Source organism: Sphingobacterium sp. DR205, from assembly GCF_011064245.1.
Classification (GTDB): Bacteria; Bacteroidota; Bacteroidia; order Sphingobacteriales; family Sphingobacteriaceae; genus Sphingobacterium; species Sphingobacterium athyrii.
Map to the genome: position 1 here is coordinate 1783003 of NZ_CP049333.1, position 16568 is coordinate 1799570.

Consider the following 16568-nt stretch of genomic DNA (forward strand, 5'->3'; position numbering starts at 1 on the left):
TAAGCCTAGCGGCTAGATCTGCAGGTCTCCTTTTGAACCGAACGGGGGCGGATTTGATAAAATACCATCAAATGATTGTTTATACTGTTTTTCATCTAATGCAATCTTTTTAAACTATTTTCCTTTTTTGACTCAAGTCAATGTTTACCCTTTCCGGCAATTGCATATTTGCACTTGAATTATTTTTTAAAACAAAATTTTATGAGTGTAACATTAGAAAAAGGGAAAACAATTAATTTTTATCAGGCTACCACACCGATTATTATAGCTGTATTTGGGGTGTACCTTACCATAGGGATTGCATTAGGTATACTTCCAAAGTTTGTGCAGAGCAATCTCGGTTACGACAGTATCATTGTCGGTCTCGTTATCGGTTTACAGTTTGTTTCAACCTTAATAACCCGGGCATATTCGGGTAAAATTACAGATACCCAAGGTGCGAAGAAAAGCAAAATGTCAGGTGTTGTTTTGGCTGTCATTGCCGGGGTTGTTTACGTTTTGGCTGTTTATTTTCAGGTTAACAGAGCTCTTGCTCTGGTATTACTACTTTTAGCGCGGATTATTCACGGTGTTGGGGAAAGTTTTTTAGTAACCGGTGCTTTAACTTGGGGTATCGGTTTGGTTGGTCATTCTAATTCCGGCAAAGTAATGACTTGGAATGGTATTGCAATGTATGCGGGTATCGCAATCGGAGCGCCACTAAGTATTTGGTTAGAAAGATCTTTCGCGGATTTACCGGCATTTTTGCTGATTATAGTATTGCCATTTGTGAGCTGGCTGGCCACGGCAAAACTTCCTGCAATCCCGATAGACAAAGACCATATCAGAACACCTTTTTACAAAGTAATCGGAGCAATATCTGGTCAGGGATTAAGTCTTGCATTTTCTTCTTTGGCATTTGGGTGTATTGCTTCATTTATCGCCTTGTTCTTTACTGAGAAAAACTGGGGAGATGCCTCTCTAGCATTTATGGTTTTTGGAGCGTGCTATGTACTGACGCGGATATTCTTTGCATCTTTTCCCGACAGATTTGGAGGTTACAAAATTGCATTAATATCCTTGTTTATAGAAGTTGTGGGGCAGGTATTCATCTGGACTTCTGTTTCCAAAACCGCTGCTATTATCGGATGCGGATTGACCGGTATCGGTTTTTCTTTGGTATTTCCAGCCTTGGGTGTATTAGCCATCAAAAAGGTGAAACCTCAAATGAGAGGAACGGCTCTTGGAGCTTATGTTGCATTTGTTGATTTATCGTTGGGTATTGCCGGTCCGATGGCGGGGCTGATAGCAGGATGGTTCAATTATCAGGCAGTATATTTATTCGGGGGCATAAGCTGTGTCTTGTCGATTATAATTTTAATGTTTAACAAAAAGTAAAAAAATCTAAGAATGAAAAACACCTTAGAAATATTCGGTGCTAACGCAAAAGAACGAGTTGAAAACGCTATAAAAGAATTGCAATTTGGCAAGGGCGTATTATTAATTGATGATGAAGATCGGGAAAATGAAGGCGACCTTATTTTTTCCGCCGAAAAAATGAATACAAAAGATATGGTACAGATGATTCGGCATTGTAGTGGTGTCGTATGCCTTTGCCTTACCAATGAAAAAGCAGATGAATTAGAGTTACCTTTTATGGTGAATGATAATTCCAGTCCGTTTCATACACCATTTACGGTTTCTATTGATGCGAAAAAAGGAACTACAACCGGCCTTTCTGCTTCCGACAGAATTGCAAGCATCAAGGCAGCATGCGCAGACAATGCCCAACCCGGCGATTTGGTACGTCCCGGACATATATTTCCGCTAAGATCCAGTGATAACGGTGTTTTGGCCAGAAACGGACATACTGAGGGGAGTATTGATTTGATGAAACTGGCTGGATTAAAACCGATCTCTGTCTTATGCGAATTAATGAATGATGATGGCACAATGTCACGCCTGCCAGAGATTATAGAATTTGCCGGTAAAAATAACTTGATGGTTTTATCTATTGAGGATATTATTGCGTACAGAAAATACCATACAGTGGAATTCCCACTGAAAACTGAGATGTTTTTATAAAACAAATGTGTAATGATAAATCAGACCAATACACGGAAAATACGCTCTGTATTTACCGTCAAAAGAAAAGAGTTCCTTACGCCGCACTTTATCCGCGTGGTGTTCGGAATTTCAGATGAACAAATGCCATTATTGTCCAATGTGCAGGAAGGTTCTAATAATAAAATTTTCATACCACCGACGAATGTGGACATTATCTATTTTCTAGAAGGTGGTTCGCAAATAAAAACGGAATTTTCCGCTGTTACTAGAACTTATACCAACCGCAAAATCGACTTGAAAAACAAAGAATTGACGATTGATTTTGTGGCTCACGGGGAAAATGGCCCGGCTTCTGCCTGGGCAATCAATGCAAAAATAGGCGACCCTTTGGGAATCGGGATGAAAGAAAGCAAAAGAGCATTAGTTCCTAAAGCAGATGCTTATTTTTTTGTGGGTGATGCCACTGCTGTCCCTGTGATAACAGTAATTTTGGAACAGCTGCCTTGGCGAGTGTCAGCAAAGGCTATATTGGAAGTCCACAGCAAAGAAGATGAAATTTTGCTGTGTTCGGCTGCGAATGTTGAAGTGGAATGGTTGCATAACACCAATCCTGAAAACGGAAGTCATTTAGCAGAAAAGGCATTATTGAATAGTTTTTCAGATAATGAAAAAGATACTTACATTTATGTTGCTGCGGAATATAAAACGGTAAAAGAACTGCGTAACTATTTCCGAGACGAAATGGAATGGAATCCGCATCTCATTTACACATGCAGTTATTGGAAAGCCGGAGCATCAGAAGATGAAATACCATCTGAACGATAAATTTTAAATCGAGGCAATATTACGTTTTATCAATTAATGGTAAATTTGACTGAGACTGATTTCAATGGAATGGAAGAACTTTTAATTTCCTATATCAAAAGCAAAATATCCGTAACAAATGAGGAATTGGCGACTATTCTTTCTTATTTCAAACCGATGAAAGCGAAGAAGAATGAGTTGCTTCTTACGCACGGACAATCCAGCCAACGGACGTTTTTCGTGGTAAAGGGCTGCGTGCGTATTTTCTTTATTAATGAAGAAGGACAGGATTCTACACGGTATTTTGCTTTTGAAAATCAGTTTGCCACTGCTTTAGTCAGTTTTATAACTTCGGAACCTTCCGAGGAATTTATTCAGGCAGTAGAAGATTCAGAAGTCTATTATATCACGCACAAAAATTTTTACCAACTTTTGGAGATTGTACCACAATGGGAAAAGTTTTACCGAATTTATCTTGAAATTGCTTACGTTAACAATACCAAACGACTGATGTCATTTCTTATTCAGGATGCATTGGAAAAATACCGTCAGTTATTGGACGAAAGTCCTATTATAGTGCGCCGGCTGTCCAACAAAATGGTAGCGTCTTATCTTAATATATCACAGGAAACACTCAGTCGGTTGAAATCTAAGCTTTGATTTTTCATTTTTTGACTCAAGTCAATGTTTTAGGATGCAGGTCTTAGCAAATTTACATCATTAATTTTCAGACAATGAGCAATCAGGGTACAACTTTAGAAATCTTTACCGGCATTATTCTTCAAAAAAGTAAGATAGCCGAACATACTATTCATATCAAAATCCAGAGTGCTGATTTTTCCAAAATTAAATATGTTGCAGGCTTTACTACGGATGTATTTCTTTCCAACCCTTATTATAATCCACACAGCGTTTCCCGCGAATATTCTTTCTGGAATTACGAACCGGTCTATAACATAGCTGATCTTGCCATTAATACATTCTCAAACGGCGAAGGTACAGACTGGGTAAAAGGCATACAGGAGGGGGATACGATATTTTTCAAAGAACCTTCAGGCGACTTAGTTATAGATCAATCCGGAGAAAATTATTTTTTAATTGGTGACATCACAGCTTTATCGCATCTGTACGAGATCAACCGGGCACTTGCAGTCAGTAAAGAGGTCTACAGTCTGATTTATGCAGGGAGCAAAGAGGATGTATTCCCGGATATTGACCATAGTTTTCCTTTAAAATATTATATTTTAAGGCCAATAGATTCCGAAAGTATTTTAGACCTAATCAACATTTATTTTCCAAAAGATAGCAAAAATACAGTCGCCTATGTGTTGGGCGATTCGGAAAACGCCACTGCCATATATAAATTTTTGAAAGACAATCCCGATTTTGACATACAGCGTATTTATTTCAAAAGTTTTTGGAAAAAAAACGGTAACGCAAATAATCACAAAAAATTTAATGACCGTATGTCTTAACAAATGGTAATGCTGTGACTTGCTGAAGGGAAAATTTGCCTTTAGTATTTTTGACCATGCGTATCAACTTATTAAGATTCAGTTTCTTTCTTGTCTAAAACGGTTCGTAATGCTTTGTATACCCCTAAAAATAGGATGATCAGGCATGTCAGTGTAAGGCCAAGATATTGTACAACCCAAGCGATAAGAATTGCTACAATATGGATCTTGCCGTTTTCCGGCCTGAACATCTCCCCAGTGAAGAGATAAAAAGCAAAAGTAGCGAACACCCCCAACCAGATCAGGGCATAAATATAATGCAGTGGATTTTTACTGAATTTGTATTTGCTCAACATAGTCATCTTGAATTAAATTTTAAATATATAGAGGTTTGTATTTGTTTATGAATGGACTTACAATTCGCAAGATGAGATTTATGAATCGTTGGGTAGTGATGGTGTCTTTTAAATAATCCAGTTCTTTTGGAGAGGTCATATTCTAAGTGAAAAAGATGGAATACTAAAGATTTAATATTATTTGGAATAGATCTAAATAATTGTTTATTTTGCGCACTTGGATGCACTAAAAATATGGAACTCGATTAAAACCGGCGATAGCAACAGTTTTTTGGCCTTATACGACTCGTTATATACAGCCCTGTTCCGCTACGGATTGAAAATTAATGCCGACCGTGAAGTTGTAAAAGAATCCATCCATATCTTATTCTGTGACCTATGGGAAAAACGGGAAAAATTACCCATGCTAACTACAGATCCAAAATATTATCTCTTTGTATGGCTAAAACGCGTGATCTACAAACAGCATACTTACCAAAATATACCACTGGAAGACCTGTTGCACACACCGATAGAGGATTCTATCGAATCGCAAAAAATCATAATTGAAGAAACGTTGGAACGGGATCAGGCGCTGCGTGCAGCGATGGACAACCTGACGAAAAAACAGCATCGCTATATTGATCTAAAGTTTTTTCAAAATAAGAGTTATGAGGAAATCGCGGACATGGAAAATGCCGCACTAAGAACAGTTTACAACGTTGTTCATGAAGCGATTAAAAAATTAAAAGGCTCACTATCAGTCGTTATTGTTGTTATTTTAAATTTTTCCAAATAAAAATAGGTAAAAAAAGAGACTTTGCTGCACTATTGTATAAACGCAACATCAAGCAATGGAACAACCTACTTTGGAAAAACTGATCTGTGATGAATCCTTTATCAATTATTGTCTGCAAGCAGGGCTTGAGGATATGGAATATTGGAAACAATGGGTTGAGGCAAATCCGCAGCATCGGCAGCTTATAGAAGATGCGAAAGGATTAGTCGAACTGATGCAGGCTGGTCCAAGTCCGGTCGAGATAGATGAGGAGCGTGCCCGACTTCAGGCCTTTATCCATAAAAATAACACTCCAGTACATCGTTTACGAAACTACAGGTGGATCGGCTATGCCGCTGTCAGTCTTTTATTCGTATCCATGGGTTTGCTATTTTTGAAAAGACAATTGCCGCTAGCGGAAAATGCCAGTCAAATTGAGCTTGTCAGCCAGCTGGTACCGACCGGTAAGTATATGAATGTACTTTTGAGCGATAGTACCAAAGTGAAGCTCGGCCCAACGTCTACACTGCGATATCCGAAGCATTTCACGGGAGATAAGCGGATAGTTAGCCTGAATGGGGAAGGCTATTTTGAAGTTACTCATAACAGCCATAAGCCTTTTATTATTCAAACAGGTGAACTTGAAATCAAAGTGTTGGGAACTTCTTTTAATGTACACGCTTTTGAAGATGATGAACTGTCAAAAATAGCTTTGTTTACGGGGAAGGTGGAGGTTTTAAAGGGAGCCCAGAGATTACAGCTAAATCCAGGTCAGGCTATTGTATATAATAAAAACAAAGCGACCTTTGCGGTAGAATCCTTTGATCCAGCGAAAGAAAAGGAAAATATGGCGGGTGTTTTGCATTTTGAGAGGGCCACTTTCAGCGAAATAGCCAGACAGCTGAACCGAAAATATGGAATCATCGTGCAGGACCGACCAGATATCAAACTGATGTATTCAGGGACCATAGGACACGAGCCATTGGAAATGGTGCTTGAAAAACTTTCCATGACAACAGACTACCGGTTCAACATCGAATCCAATACACTTATCGTTCGCAAAAAATAACATCATATATCTATGTCTTCTAAATCCATCAATAGAAGCGCCCTGCTTCTTGGTGTACTTCTTTCTTTTCAGGTGTTAGTTGTAGATGCACAACAACTGAAGATTGAAAGCAAAAATCAACCACTAAGGTCTGTTTTGAAGCAGATTGAAGAAAAATCGGGTTATAGCTTTCTCTATGACGAATCTCAGATCAATGTGGAGCGCCGTATCAATATCGAGGTAAATGGGGCCCTTCCACAGGTTTTAAATCAGCTGGAACAGTTAACTTATCTCAAATTGCAGGTCTCAGGTAAGAATATTTTGATCAGTAAGGCTTCTTTGGGTGTGCTATCGGGTAGAGTTGTCGATGAGAATGGGCAAGGAATACCATTGGTAACCGTACATCTTAAAGAACTGAACCAGTACTATTTTACGGATAATAATGGCTCGTTTAAATTCCAGTTTCCGGCCCATCGGCTGAAGTCAGCAAATTTGCAGTTTTCCATGATCGGAAGACAAGGGACTTCCATTACAACTGTTTTAAATGGAACAAATAATGCTATTGCCGACATCATATTACCAACATTGAGTGTAGGGCTGGAAGAAATAGCCGTCACTCCCCGGACTAACAGGCGACTGGAAAGCAATAGTTCACTTTATATCAACCGCGAAGTGATCGAACAGTCGGGCGCATTAAGTATCAATGATTTATTGAGCCTTATTCCTGGACAAAAGCTTGCCGCACCCTCTTTACAACAGGTCCAGCAAGCTAATTTAAGAAGTGCAACATTAGGCACAAATTCTTTTTCCAACAAAGATCCATTTGCACTCAATAATTCTTTTGGTGTAGCCCTAATCATGGATGGTATCGCATTGTCCAACAACGCCAATATGCAGACCTTAAATGCGGGAATCTATGGTATGGGTAATTCCTACGTCAGTGGCAAGATATCTGGGCTGAGTGGCAGTGATGCCAGTACAGATAATTATACCGGTGATTATACTTTTGGAGGTACCGATCTCCGCCAGATTGCCACAGACAATATCGAAAGTATAGAAATTGCTGCCGGCGTACCCTCCGTGAAGTATGGGGATATGACAAATGGTGCGATTATCATCAATCGTATTGCAGGAAAAACGCCGCTCAATTTTAATGTTCAACTTCGCGATAATGCAACCGTTTACGGAGTTAGTAAAGGTATTGATACCCGTAAGTTTGGAGCTTTCACTGTTGGTGGAAATTTCACGCGCTCCTTTGAAGACAACAGGGATAAGATGAAATCCTACGATCGTGTTGGCGGAAATATCATGTGGAGCACTTTCGCCGGAAAAGAAAAAGCTTTCACCAATACCTTATCCATAGATTATGGCCGCAACATGGATAAAGTCCGTCGTGATAGTGATGATCCAACGGCTGCGGTCATGCGCTTCAAATCATATAATTTCGCTATCGGAAGCCGCGCCAATTATCGGATTGACCGAGGTTTTCTTTCCAATATCGGGTTGAATGTCCGTTACAGCGAAACTTATCAGAATACATATAAAGAACAGGACGTCAACGGTACTTATATCATCTACTCAGATGCCACAGAAATAGGAGTTCATCAAGGCCAATATGCAAGCGGGATTTATCAGGCGGTAACCAATATTGAGGGTAAACCCATCGATTTAACAGCACGCCTGGATCTGACGGGCACATTTCAGACCGGCGACCTACTGCATCAAGTGAATTTTGGTTCATTTTTTAATTACTCAAAAAATATAGGAAAGGGACAGATTGTCGACCCGTCCAGACCACGCAATAATACCATCGCAGCAAATGCTGATATTCGCAAAGAACGCTATTATGATGTCTCACGTATCCATGGACAACAACAGCTGGGATTTTATGCGGAAGACCTCTTTACGGCGAAAATCGCTGAGCGTGACCTGAACGTCCGTATTGGTACACGGTTGGACAAATTTGAAAAATATATTACATTTTCACCACGTACGAATATTAACTATGCAATTACCCCTGCGCTGACAGTGGGGGTAGCATATGGCTGGGCAAGTAAAGCGCCCGCATTGGCGCAATTGTATCCGGGCCCGGTATTTTATGAGATTCCTTTATTTCAGCATACCGCTTTTAATGGGGGAAGTGTCGATGAGGCAAATAGCCTTTACCTGATGTATGTAGATAAATTTACACCGGATAATAGTAAGCTTAAGCCTTCGTTGTCCGAACAGCTCGAATTTTCAGCCACCTATGAATATAAAGATTTTAAATGGGGGGTGAACCTTTATCATAAAAGGAATTACAGAGATGTCGTTACCGTCAACAGTTTTGAGAAAATCGTGCTGGACAAATACAACGATAATCCCGATCCCAATGCGGAAGTTCCCTATATTATTGATGGGACAAAACAATATAGGCTATCGCGATTTGAATTTATGAATGCTGACGACAAAAGAACTCAGGGGATCGAATTCATGCTATCGACCCCAAAATGGATGGCCATCGCTACCTCGTTTAATCTAAGGGCGGGATTGACCAAATCAACCTATAGACCCTTGCAGAATATGGCGACATTTCCCAACAACACCGACAATCCCAATCGTGCAGAATCTGCAATATATCCAACACAGCGCAGGACGACTACGGTAAGCAATGCGGCAATTACTTCAAGTACGCATATTCCTAAGGCTAAACTGTTGATCAATTTTACGACCGAATTTAACCTCATGAATAAAACGAATACCGATGCGTCCGACGGCATACCTATCGGTTATTATACGCAGGATGGAGCCTACCATGCCATAGACAATTTTGATCGTGACAATGTCAATTATGCGCATACGCTAAAGCCAATAGAAGAAATCAACAATCAGAACCAGCCTGCTGTCTATACAAATTTCCACTTAAATGTATCGAAGGAAATCAGTAAACGGCTAAGCTTGGCTTTTCATGTCTATAACGTATTTAATTATCGTCCACAGTACAAACGTTCTGATAATTCCATGATCATTCCCAATGGCAAACCTACTTACGGTGCGCAACTCAGACTTAAACTATAACGCCATGAAAATCATCATTAAACTTATACTTTTAATCTTTGGCTCCAGCTATCTTTTTAGCGGCTGTCAAAAAGATAGCTATGCCGAAAATGGATCGGTAGACATCTCGTTGAGTGCGTCCTACGAAAGTGAAACCTATGCCAATAAATTGCCGTTGGATGATATTACTTTAAACCTTTACACCTTGAAAGGCAAACTGTTGTTGACGGTAAAATCTGATGAAAATGGTGTAATTGAGTTCGTGGATCTGGCGCCTAATACGTATAATGTTCAGGTCGTGAAAAAATTCAGTGCTGCAGAATTCAACCAGTTAACAGGGCAGCGTGAAGACAGTGAGGTTACCTTTAGTTCGGTGATTCGTCGGATCGAAGTCGTCAAAGGGTCGGCGGCGACACATTGGGACCTTTCTCTCCTGACCGGTAATAGTAATGAGGAGGGCTTGGTTATCAAACAGATTTATTACGCAGGTTCAGACGCCAATCAAGGCGCTAGTTTTAGGGATCAATTTATCGAAATCTATAATAATTCCGATCAGGTCCGTTATGCAGACAGTCTCTATATAGCCGAAGCTTTTGGTACGACAAATGCGAGTACCACCTATGTGTACCAGCCCAATAGTGGACAGTATGATTGGAGTAAGTCGTATCGTATGCCACAGGATATTGATGCCAATAATGATTATGTCTACGCTCATCTGATCATCCAGCTTCCGGGCAGTGGAAAGGACTATCCGATTCTGCCGGGCGAGAGTATTGTTGTCGCCTCAACAGCAGCTAACCATCAGTCGCCCTATATAGGAGCTGACGGGGTCGGGATCTCCGTAAAGAATCCGAGCCTCACCATCGACCTCAGCAAGGCAGATTTTGAAGCTTATTATGTACCCTATCTTGGAAGTACCAAACCTTTGGCATCTGACATCGATAATCCAAATGTTCCCAATATAAGGCTGATCAACCGGGGTGTTGGTGCTGACATGATTATGAACCAAGCGGGCCAACGCAGCTGGATCATTTTCCGTGATCAGAACATGGGACCGGTAATCAGTTGGAAGGGCTATATGCCGCCATATGCTGATGGACGGGAAAATTTGGGCACAGATTACCTCCAGATTCCAGTAGCTAATATTTTGGATGGTGTGGAAATTCAGTCCTCAACCTCTACACAATATCCGAAACGATTTACGGCAAAAATCGATGCAGGGTCTATCGCTGTAGACGGAGGTGTGCGTTCCTCAAATTCAGTTATTAGGAAAACAAAAGAGATTATCAATGGAAAAAGAATACTGGAGGATTCTAATAACTCAAGTGATGATTTTGTGTCAATGAAGGCAAATCCAAAGGGATTTATTGATTAAGCAAAGAAAAATGAAAAACTATATTCAAGTTACCTTATGCCTAATTGTTGGGGCGTTGTCCCAGCTTCCGGCCAAAGCGATAGCAAGACAAGATACCATACCCTATATTCAATATATTGACCAGGATAGCATGCAATTGCGCTTACGGCAGTATGCTGTCGATAATCCGATGTGGCTGGAAAAGAAGGTGCCGCAGCGTTACAGTTTGATTAGTATGGGATACAATTCCACCTCGGGCGATTATCACCGCGCCCAGGACGCACAGCGGGTAAATACGCTGAATTTTAGTTCGGAGGGAGCTGTTACTATTAAAGATGTACGCTTGTGGGGGCGTTTCAATTATACGAGATCTGTCGAGGACAGTACGAGGTTTGCCCATCAGACCAGAGAAAACACTTCTTCCCCCTGGTATTTTGGCTCCTATGGTTACAATCATTATGAACGAACGACCTATCGTATCCAGACACGCGGACAGCGTTATTTTGCAGACAGAAAATATGCTGTTTTTGGTGGATTCGATTACCAGGTAGGCAATCATTTTAGCAATAATGATCCGAGAGGTAGCATCCGCGTAGCGCAACTGAACGGTACAGCGGGCGGTAGCATGCGTATAGCCACAGATTTTGATATTGGTATCGAAGGGAAGTATGGTTATGGACAGGAGGATTTTGAAATAGCTTATAAAAATGGAAATACGGCCACAAGCGCTGTGGAATCACCCTATATGAATTATATTATCAGAGGGTATGGATGGAAGGTAAGTGACTGGCTCCTGGAGCAGAAGATGTTCTATCAGAATGACATGAAGCGCTTTGGTGGTAAGGTTTACTTTTCATGGACTTCTTCAATAGGTGACTTTTATGGCAATGCAGCTTATTTGCGTGAAGAACAGAAGTATCGACAAACGCTGCGCAACGAGTCTCGCATCAATGAACTCAGTCAGTATAATTTAAATCGACTAGACTATAATTTGGTATGGCAGCTGTCCAAAGGAGTTCATTCCTATATGGCATCGTTTGATTGGTCGAGCACACGTGGAAAGGATCAGGTAACGGAAAGTGGCAACGCACAGAATTATGTTTACCAGAATGATAATGGCGCATTGAATTTATCTTATATGCTAGCGAAGAAGAAGTGGCAACACTATTACGGCGGCAAAATTAGTATATTGAATGAAATCAGAAGGGATGGTGGCACTGGTACAAGTCTGGACTACGAGCATTTAAACTATCAACTCAATGGAGCGTGGACCTATATAACCGCTACGAATCAAGAAATAGAATTTGGTCTCACAGGTTCTCTTCGCCAAAATATAGGAACATCCTGGTCGTTACCACAAATCAATGAAAATGTATTCCACCAATATGTTTTTTATCATGATGTCCTTTACAGTCGTGCAAATTTATATGGAGGTAAAGTAAAATTGGGTTTCAAACAGCGCTTAAGAAAGGGGAATTTCATTCACTTGATAGCAGACTACAATTATCAAAAAGTGGGACGTTTATCTGATCTGAATCGCGAGAATCTTGCCCCTATAGGGACCACCCGGAAACAAGTGAATTTAATGGTAGCATATGGATTTTAGGAAGTGGACCTTGATGAAGAAGAATACACTGATTGTTATCGCCATCTTTATTGCACCTTTGTTGATTTCGGCATTTGCAAATCGTACTGACGAGCAGGAAGATCTACAGGCATTGCGCCAACGCTACAGTAGCGGCCGCCAGGAACTATGGCCCAAACCACATATCGACTCAGCTGTGAGACCTAATTTTGTGGATATCGGGGTATTGCCCGAGGTAAGCTATCCGGCAGATAATCCTTATAGCAAGGAAAAATCATTGCTCGGAAAGTTATTGTTTTTTGACCCCAGACTTTCGGCATCGAAGCAAATATCATGCGCAAGTTGTCATGACCCGCAATTGGGATTTGGAGATGGAAAAAGCCTTGCGCACGGTCATGGAAGGCGAGAGGGAAAAAGAAATGCGATGACGCTATACAATGTCGCATTTTACAAATCTTTTATGTGGGATGGCCGTGCTAAGAGTCTGGAAGATCAGGTTTTGTTGCCGACACAGGACCATTTGGAAATGAATACGCCGTTAGATACTTTAATAGCGCATGTAAAAGCTGTGCCTGGCTATGCGGCATACTTCGAACAGGCTTTTGGGGATAAACAGATTACCCTGTTCCGAATACAACAAGCATTAGCAACCTTTGAACGTGGTATTGTAAGCTATCCAACAAAGTTTGACCGATTTGTGCAGGGGCAGGCCGATGCGCTGAACGATCAGGAACTTACCGGCCTGCATTTATTTCGTACAAAGGCACGGTGTATAAATTGCCACAACACACCTTTGTTCTCGGATAATCTTTTTCATAATGATGGACAGACACTGTACGGAAGCAAACAACAGGATTTTGGCCACTACCATCTCACGGGAGATCAAAAAGACATTGGCGCATTCCGTACGCCATCCCTTCGAAATACAGGCCTGACAGGTCCCTGGATGCATCACGGCAACTTTCCAACCTTGCGTGATGTGGTCGAACTCTATAATCTGGGCAATCCGGCACCTATACAAAGGCATGTGAAAATTGATGAAAAGACAAGACCTATACATTCACCATTATTAAAAAAATTGAATTTATCGCGACAGGAAGTTGATGCGGTGATAGCTTTTCTACAGGCTTTAAGTACACCAACGCAACGTCGGATTGCGATGCCTGAACTTCCGGAATAAAAGTTGAAAATAAGCCTGTCAATATAGGAACTGACATGAAATTTTTCAATATCGTGTTACTGGGATTGATTGATCGTTCATTGGTCGAGCCAATGAACGATATTAAGTAGCAATTGTGCATTTTGGTAAGCAGAAGGATGATTCATACCCCTTTTTTTACTTTTGATGCCATGGAGTTGTGCCGAAAAAGGAGCGCCGTCCCCGAATAGCACAATTCTTCCTTTCCCAAACCTAAGATAAGCACCATTGGCAAATCCCTTGCCCGATATCCGGGGGATATCATCTGGAATGGGTCTTTTTATCTGATTAGCGTCGCTCGGTAGATAAATCTCATATTCTTCGTTCAACAACGAGATAATATGTGCGGTTAAAGGGACTGTAAATCCCGTACCGCCCCAGCACATTATACTGTCTATTTCTTTACCTGATCCAGCTGTGATTTCATTGGGCAAAAGTGTTTTTCTATCTCTTGAAAAAATTTCGGGCTGCTCATCTTTGCGTAGCGCAAAACCATTGATAACATGAATGCCGAATGCGGCGGCAAGAGCTTGTATTGAACCACCACAGGGCATATGGTCTGTGACCAAAAATAAGTTTCCGCCGTCAGATACCCATTGACGAAGGAGATCGATTTCCTTATCAGTAAAAGCCGAACGGGCTGGTAGGCTCCAGTCTTCTGGATCATATAGCGCATTTACGCTGATGAATACTTTTGCCTCCTTCAGGCTCTCAAAACTAACTTTCTCTTTGGTACTTCGGAGGCTATACCCGTCAGCTTTTAAGAGATCTGAAAAGGCAGCATAAGCTCCTCGCAAAGTAACCGGATTGTTGTGCGCTTCGTCAAACAGGAGCAGAGGCCCATTACCGACCCGATGGTGCGGATCGGTAATGGGATAATGAAACTGTTCATCAGCTACCTGCTGCGCCTTTAGTTGTGCTATACCCATCAGTATAATGGATAAGCAGCCAATCATTCTTTTCATACGATTTTTTTATTGGGATTATTAATCAGCCCTCAGCCAAAGATCTTTTTCAAAGCATGTCATCTGCTCCAGCTTTCCATTAGAAACAGAAAATGTCAAAGGAAAGGTACCATCTTCGTTGAGGAAGAAAAGCTCCGAACGTGGGGTAAATGAAATTGTTTTGTTGTCCCACAATTGTTTAAGGATTAAGCCTTGTGCTGAAGGTTCTATGGTAATTTTTAAATTGTTGTCGTTGGCCATAAGGTAAGTTCCGGCAAGCTGTTTCAGTTGAGATGCGGTTAGACTTACAATTTTATTGGGGTCAAACGGTACACGCTCACATACAATTCTGCCAAGGATCTTGGCTTGGCTAAAATCTCCAGCGCTATTTTTTAAGAACTCTATCGCATAGCCTTCGTTTTTGGATTCAAAATGCGTATCATCTTTACGGACGAGCTGATATCTTTTTTTCTGATCCCATAGCTGTGTCGCATGTAGCGTATTATCTTGCTCGTTGAAAGCAATGAAAGCTACTTTATTGGGTAGCTGGTAGTAGCCCTGAAATGATTTCAGTGGAGTCTGATGTTGCTGGTAGGAGGCACTTGTGGAGCGGATCTGTGCAAACGTATCATTGGAGGCTAAAAAGCAACATGCTCCCACTAGTAGACCGAAGGTTGCTTTAGAAATTTGGCGTATCGCTTTCGAGCGAATACGTGGTTTAATTTGTTGTATCATAATTTTTTTTGTTGATATGATACAAGAATAAGTCTTTTTGATAGGCTAAACGTCCGAATGGATGCAATCGAACAAACTTCACTTTGCCATGCGTTAAGTTAATTTTTTACCATGGACTTTCATATATTCTGTCGGCGTAATACCGGTCGCCTTTTTAAAGCTGCTATAAAAAGTTGTTCTTGAATTAAAGCCTGCGCTTATCGCGATCCCAAACATATCGAGGCGCTTTGACTCTGCTGATAATAGCAGTACTTTGGCTTCCTCCGTACGGAGTTCATTAATAAATTGATAGAAGTTTTTTTTCAATCCATTGTTTATAATATAGGAAAGATCATGCGGATTGATGCCGATATGATCTGCGAGGGATGAGAGCGTTAATCCCGGATCGAGATATAGCTTTTCAGCTGTTGTTTTCTGCACGAGTTTTTCTTTTAATGTGTCTACCTGTTGTTCTGTCAACCGCTCTTCGGTTTTAATTTTCTCTGTTGTATCACTTTCATCAATCAGATTATCGGTAGATTCAACAGTATATATTGACCGTTGTGTTAAAGTTGCGTACCCAAGTGCCACTGTGCCCATAAAATATAGGATTGGCGCAAAGGAGTTAAAGGCGAAATGAGCCAACGCCAGTAAGCGGACAACGATCATAAATAATAGAGCGATCAATAGATATTTCAACCAGATCATGTTGATCTTTTCCGTGTAAGAAGATAACTGTCGAATGTTATTCTGATGTATTTTGAAGAGTCTGTAACAAGCAAGCCAGTAAAAGATACATTGAGCAAAGAAGAAATATTTAACAGCAAATATGATCCACTGCGGTAATTGAGGCGGATGGATGTGACTATTAAAAAGCCCCGGTATTAAGTAAATAACAGAAAGAAGCAGAAAAGCCAGGAAAGGAACAAAATGTAATCCCCAATACCGAATCGGTTTCGTCGGTTTGACCATGTAATGAACCGCAAGATAAAAGCAGGGGAGGGTGGCCCAGCGGGGTAGTTCAAGGACATGGATCAATGCTTCGTTGTCGATATGAAAACCTTCGAGAAAGAGCTGGGTAAATAAACATGCCAACAGAAAATAGTATGTGCCCAGCCAGCGATCGGCCCGGATACCTGTTTTGTTGACCCCCATAAAGATTAAAGTTCCGAGCAACCAAAGCGCACCCGCTGAAAAAGCGTGAAAAGTATAGAGTATGTTGACCATGGTTTGTATTAACCTATCTTTGTACCGTGAATTTAAATATAATTA

General features: G+C 40.9%; 15 protein-coding genes. 11 read left to right on the forward strand and 4 right to left on the reverse strand.

What is annotated here, in order from left to right:
* The first annotated feature begins 174 nt into the window (after window positions 1-174).
* The 5 genes from G6053_RS07510 to G6053_RS07530 all read left to right on the forward strand — a co-directional run bounded on the left by G6053_RS07510 (window position 175) and on the right by G6053_RS07530 (window position 4325).
* Window positions 175-1377 carry an MFS transporter gene (locus G6053_RS07510; protein ID WP_206531885.1) on the forward strand — a complete coding sequence of 401 codons (1203 nt, stop codon included), beginning with the start codon at window positions 175-177 and terminating at the stop codon, window positions 1375-1377.
* Between the two features lie 12 nt (window positions 1378-1389).
* Window positions 1390-2064, forward strand: a complete 675-nt coding sequence (ribB, locus tag G6053_RS07515) for a 3,4-dihydroxy-2-butanone-4-phosphate synthase (protein ID WP_165306017.1) — start codon at window positions 1390-1392, stop codon at window positions 2062-2064.
* Window positions 2065-2076: 12 nt separating this feature from the next.
* Window positions 2077-2871 carry a siderophore-interacting protein gene (locus tag G6053_RS07520; protein ID WP_165306018.1) on the forward strand — a complete coding sequence of 265 codons (795 nt, stop codon included), beginning with the start codon at window positions 2077-2079 and terminating at the stop codon, window positions 2869-2871.
* Window positions 2872-2907: 36 nt separating this feature from the next.
* Window positions 2908-3510: a Crp/Fnr family transcriptional regulator gene (locus tag G6053_RS07525; protein ID WP_241254945.1), complete on the forward strand. Its 603-nt coding sequence runs from the start codon at window positions 2908-2910 to the stop codon at window positions 3508-3510.
* A gap of 74 nt (window positions 3511-3584) precedes the next feature.
* Window positions 3585-4325 (forward strand): FAD-binding oxidoreductase, encoded by a 741-nt coding sequence (locus G6053_RS07530; RefSeq protein ID WP_165306019.1) that lies wholly within the window; start codon window positions 3585-3587, stop codon window positions 4323-4325.
* Window positions 4326-4396: 71 nt separating this feature from the next.
* Here the strand turns inward: G6053_RS07530 and G6053_RS07535 are convergent, their stop codons facing one another.
* The gene (locus G6053_RS07535; protein ID WP_165306020.1) at window positions 4397-4666 is read right to left on the reverse strand and encodes a hypothetical protein; all 270 of its coding nucleotides are present in this window, start codon (window positions 4664-4666) and stop codon (window positions 4397-4399) included.
* Between the two features lie 211 nt (window positions 4667-4877).
* On the opposite strand from G6053_RS07535, the gene G6053_RS07540 reads away from it, so the two are divergent.
* Genes G6053_RS07540 through G6053_RS07565 form a run of 6 tightly spaced genes read left to right on the forward strand, consistent with a single transcriptional unit; the run spans window position 4878 to window position 13620 of the window.
* Window positions 4878-5438: a sigma-70 family RNA polymerase sigma factor gene (locus tag G6053_RS07540; protein WP_165306021.1), complete on the forward strand. Its 561-nt coding sequence runs from the start codon at window positions 4878-4880 to the stop codon at window positions 5436-5438.
* Between the two features lie 55 nt (window positions 5439-5493).
* Window positions 5494-6486, forward strand: coding sequence for a FecR family protein (locus G6053_RS07545; protein WP_165306022.1), 993 nt, complete (start codon window positions 5494-5496; stop codon window positions 6484-6486).
* 12 nt (window positions 6487-6498) lie between these two features.
* Entirely contained in the window at window positions 6499-9522 is a 3024-nt protein-coding gene (locus tag G6053_RS07550; RefSeq protein ID WP_165306023.1) for a TonB-dependent receptor, read from the forward strand.
* A gap of 4 nt (window positions 9523-9526) precedes the next feature.
* Window positions 9527-10876, forward strand: coding sequence for a DUF4876 domain-containing protein (locus G6053_RS07555; protein WP_165306024.1), 1350 nt, complete (start codon window positions 9527-9529; stop codon window positions 10874-10876).
* A gap of 10 nt (window positions 10877-10886) precedes the next feature.
* Window positions 10887-12461 carry a DUF6850 family outer membrane beta-barrel protein gene (locus G6053_RS07560; RefSeq protein ID WP_165306025.1) on the forward strand — a complete coding sequence of 525 codons (1575 nt, stop codon included), beginning with the start codon at window positions 10887-10889 and terminating at the stop codon, window positions 12459-12461.
* The gene (locus G6053_RS07565) at window positions 12451-13620 is read left to right on the forward strand and encodes a cytochrome c peroxidase (protein WP_241254946.1); all 1170 of its coding nucleotides are present in this window, start codon (window positions 12451-12453) and stop codon (window positions 13618-13620) included. Before G6053_RS07560 ends, G6053_RS07565 begins: the two co-directional genes overlap by 11 nt.
* Window positions 13621-13697: 77 nt before the next feature.
* On the opposite strand, the gene G6053_RS07570 is transcribed toward G6053_RS07565, so the two are convergent.
* The 3 genes from G6053_RS07570 to G6053_RS07580 form a co-directional block, all read right to left on the reverse strand.
* On the reverse strand, window positions 13698-14603 hold the full coding sequence (locus G6053_RS07570) for a hypothetical protein (RefSeq protein WP_165306026.1): 906 nt from the start codon (window positions 14601-14603) through the stop codon (window positions 13698-13700).
* Window positions 14604-14624: 21 nt separating this feature from the next.
* Window positions 14625-15317: a hypothetical protein gene (locus G6053_RS07575; RefSeq protein ID WP_165306027.1), complete on the reverse strand. Its 693-nt coding sequence runs from the start codon at window positions 15315-15317 to the stop codon at window positions 14625-14627.
* Window positions 15318-15410: 93 nt separating this feature from the next.
* Window positions 15411-16523, reverse strand: a complete 1113-nt coding sequence (locus tag G6053_RS07580; RefSeq protein WP_108632667.1) for a helix-turn-helix domain-containing protein — start codon at window positions 16521-16523, stop codon at window positions 15411-15413.
* Window positions 16524-16568: the final 45 nt, after the last annotated feature.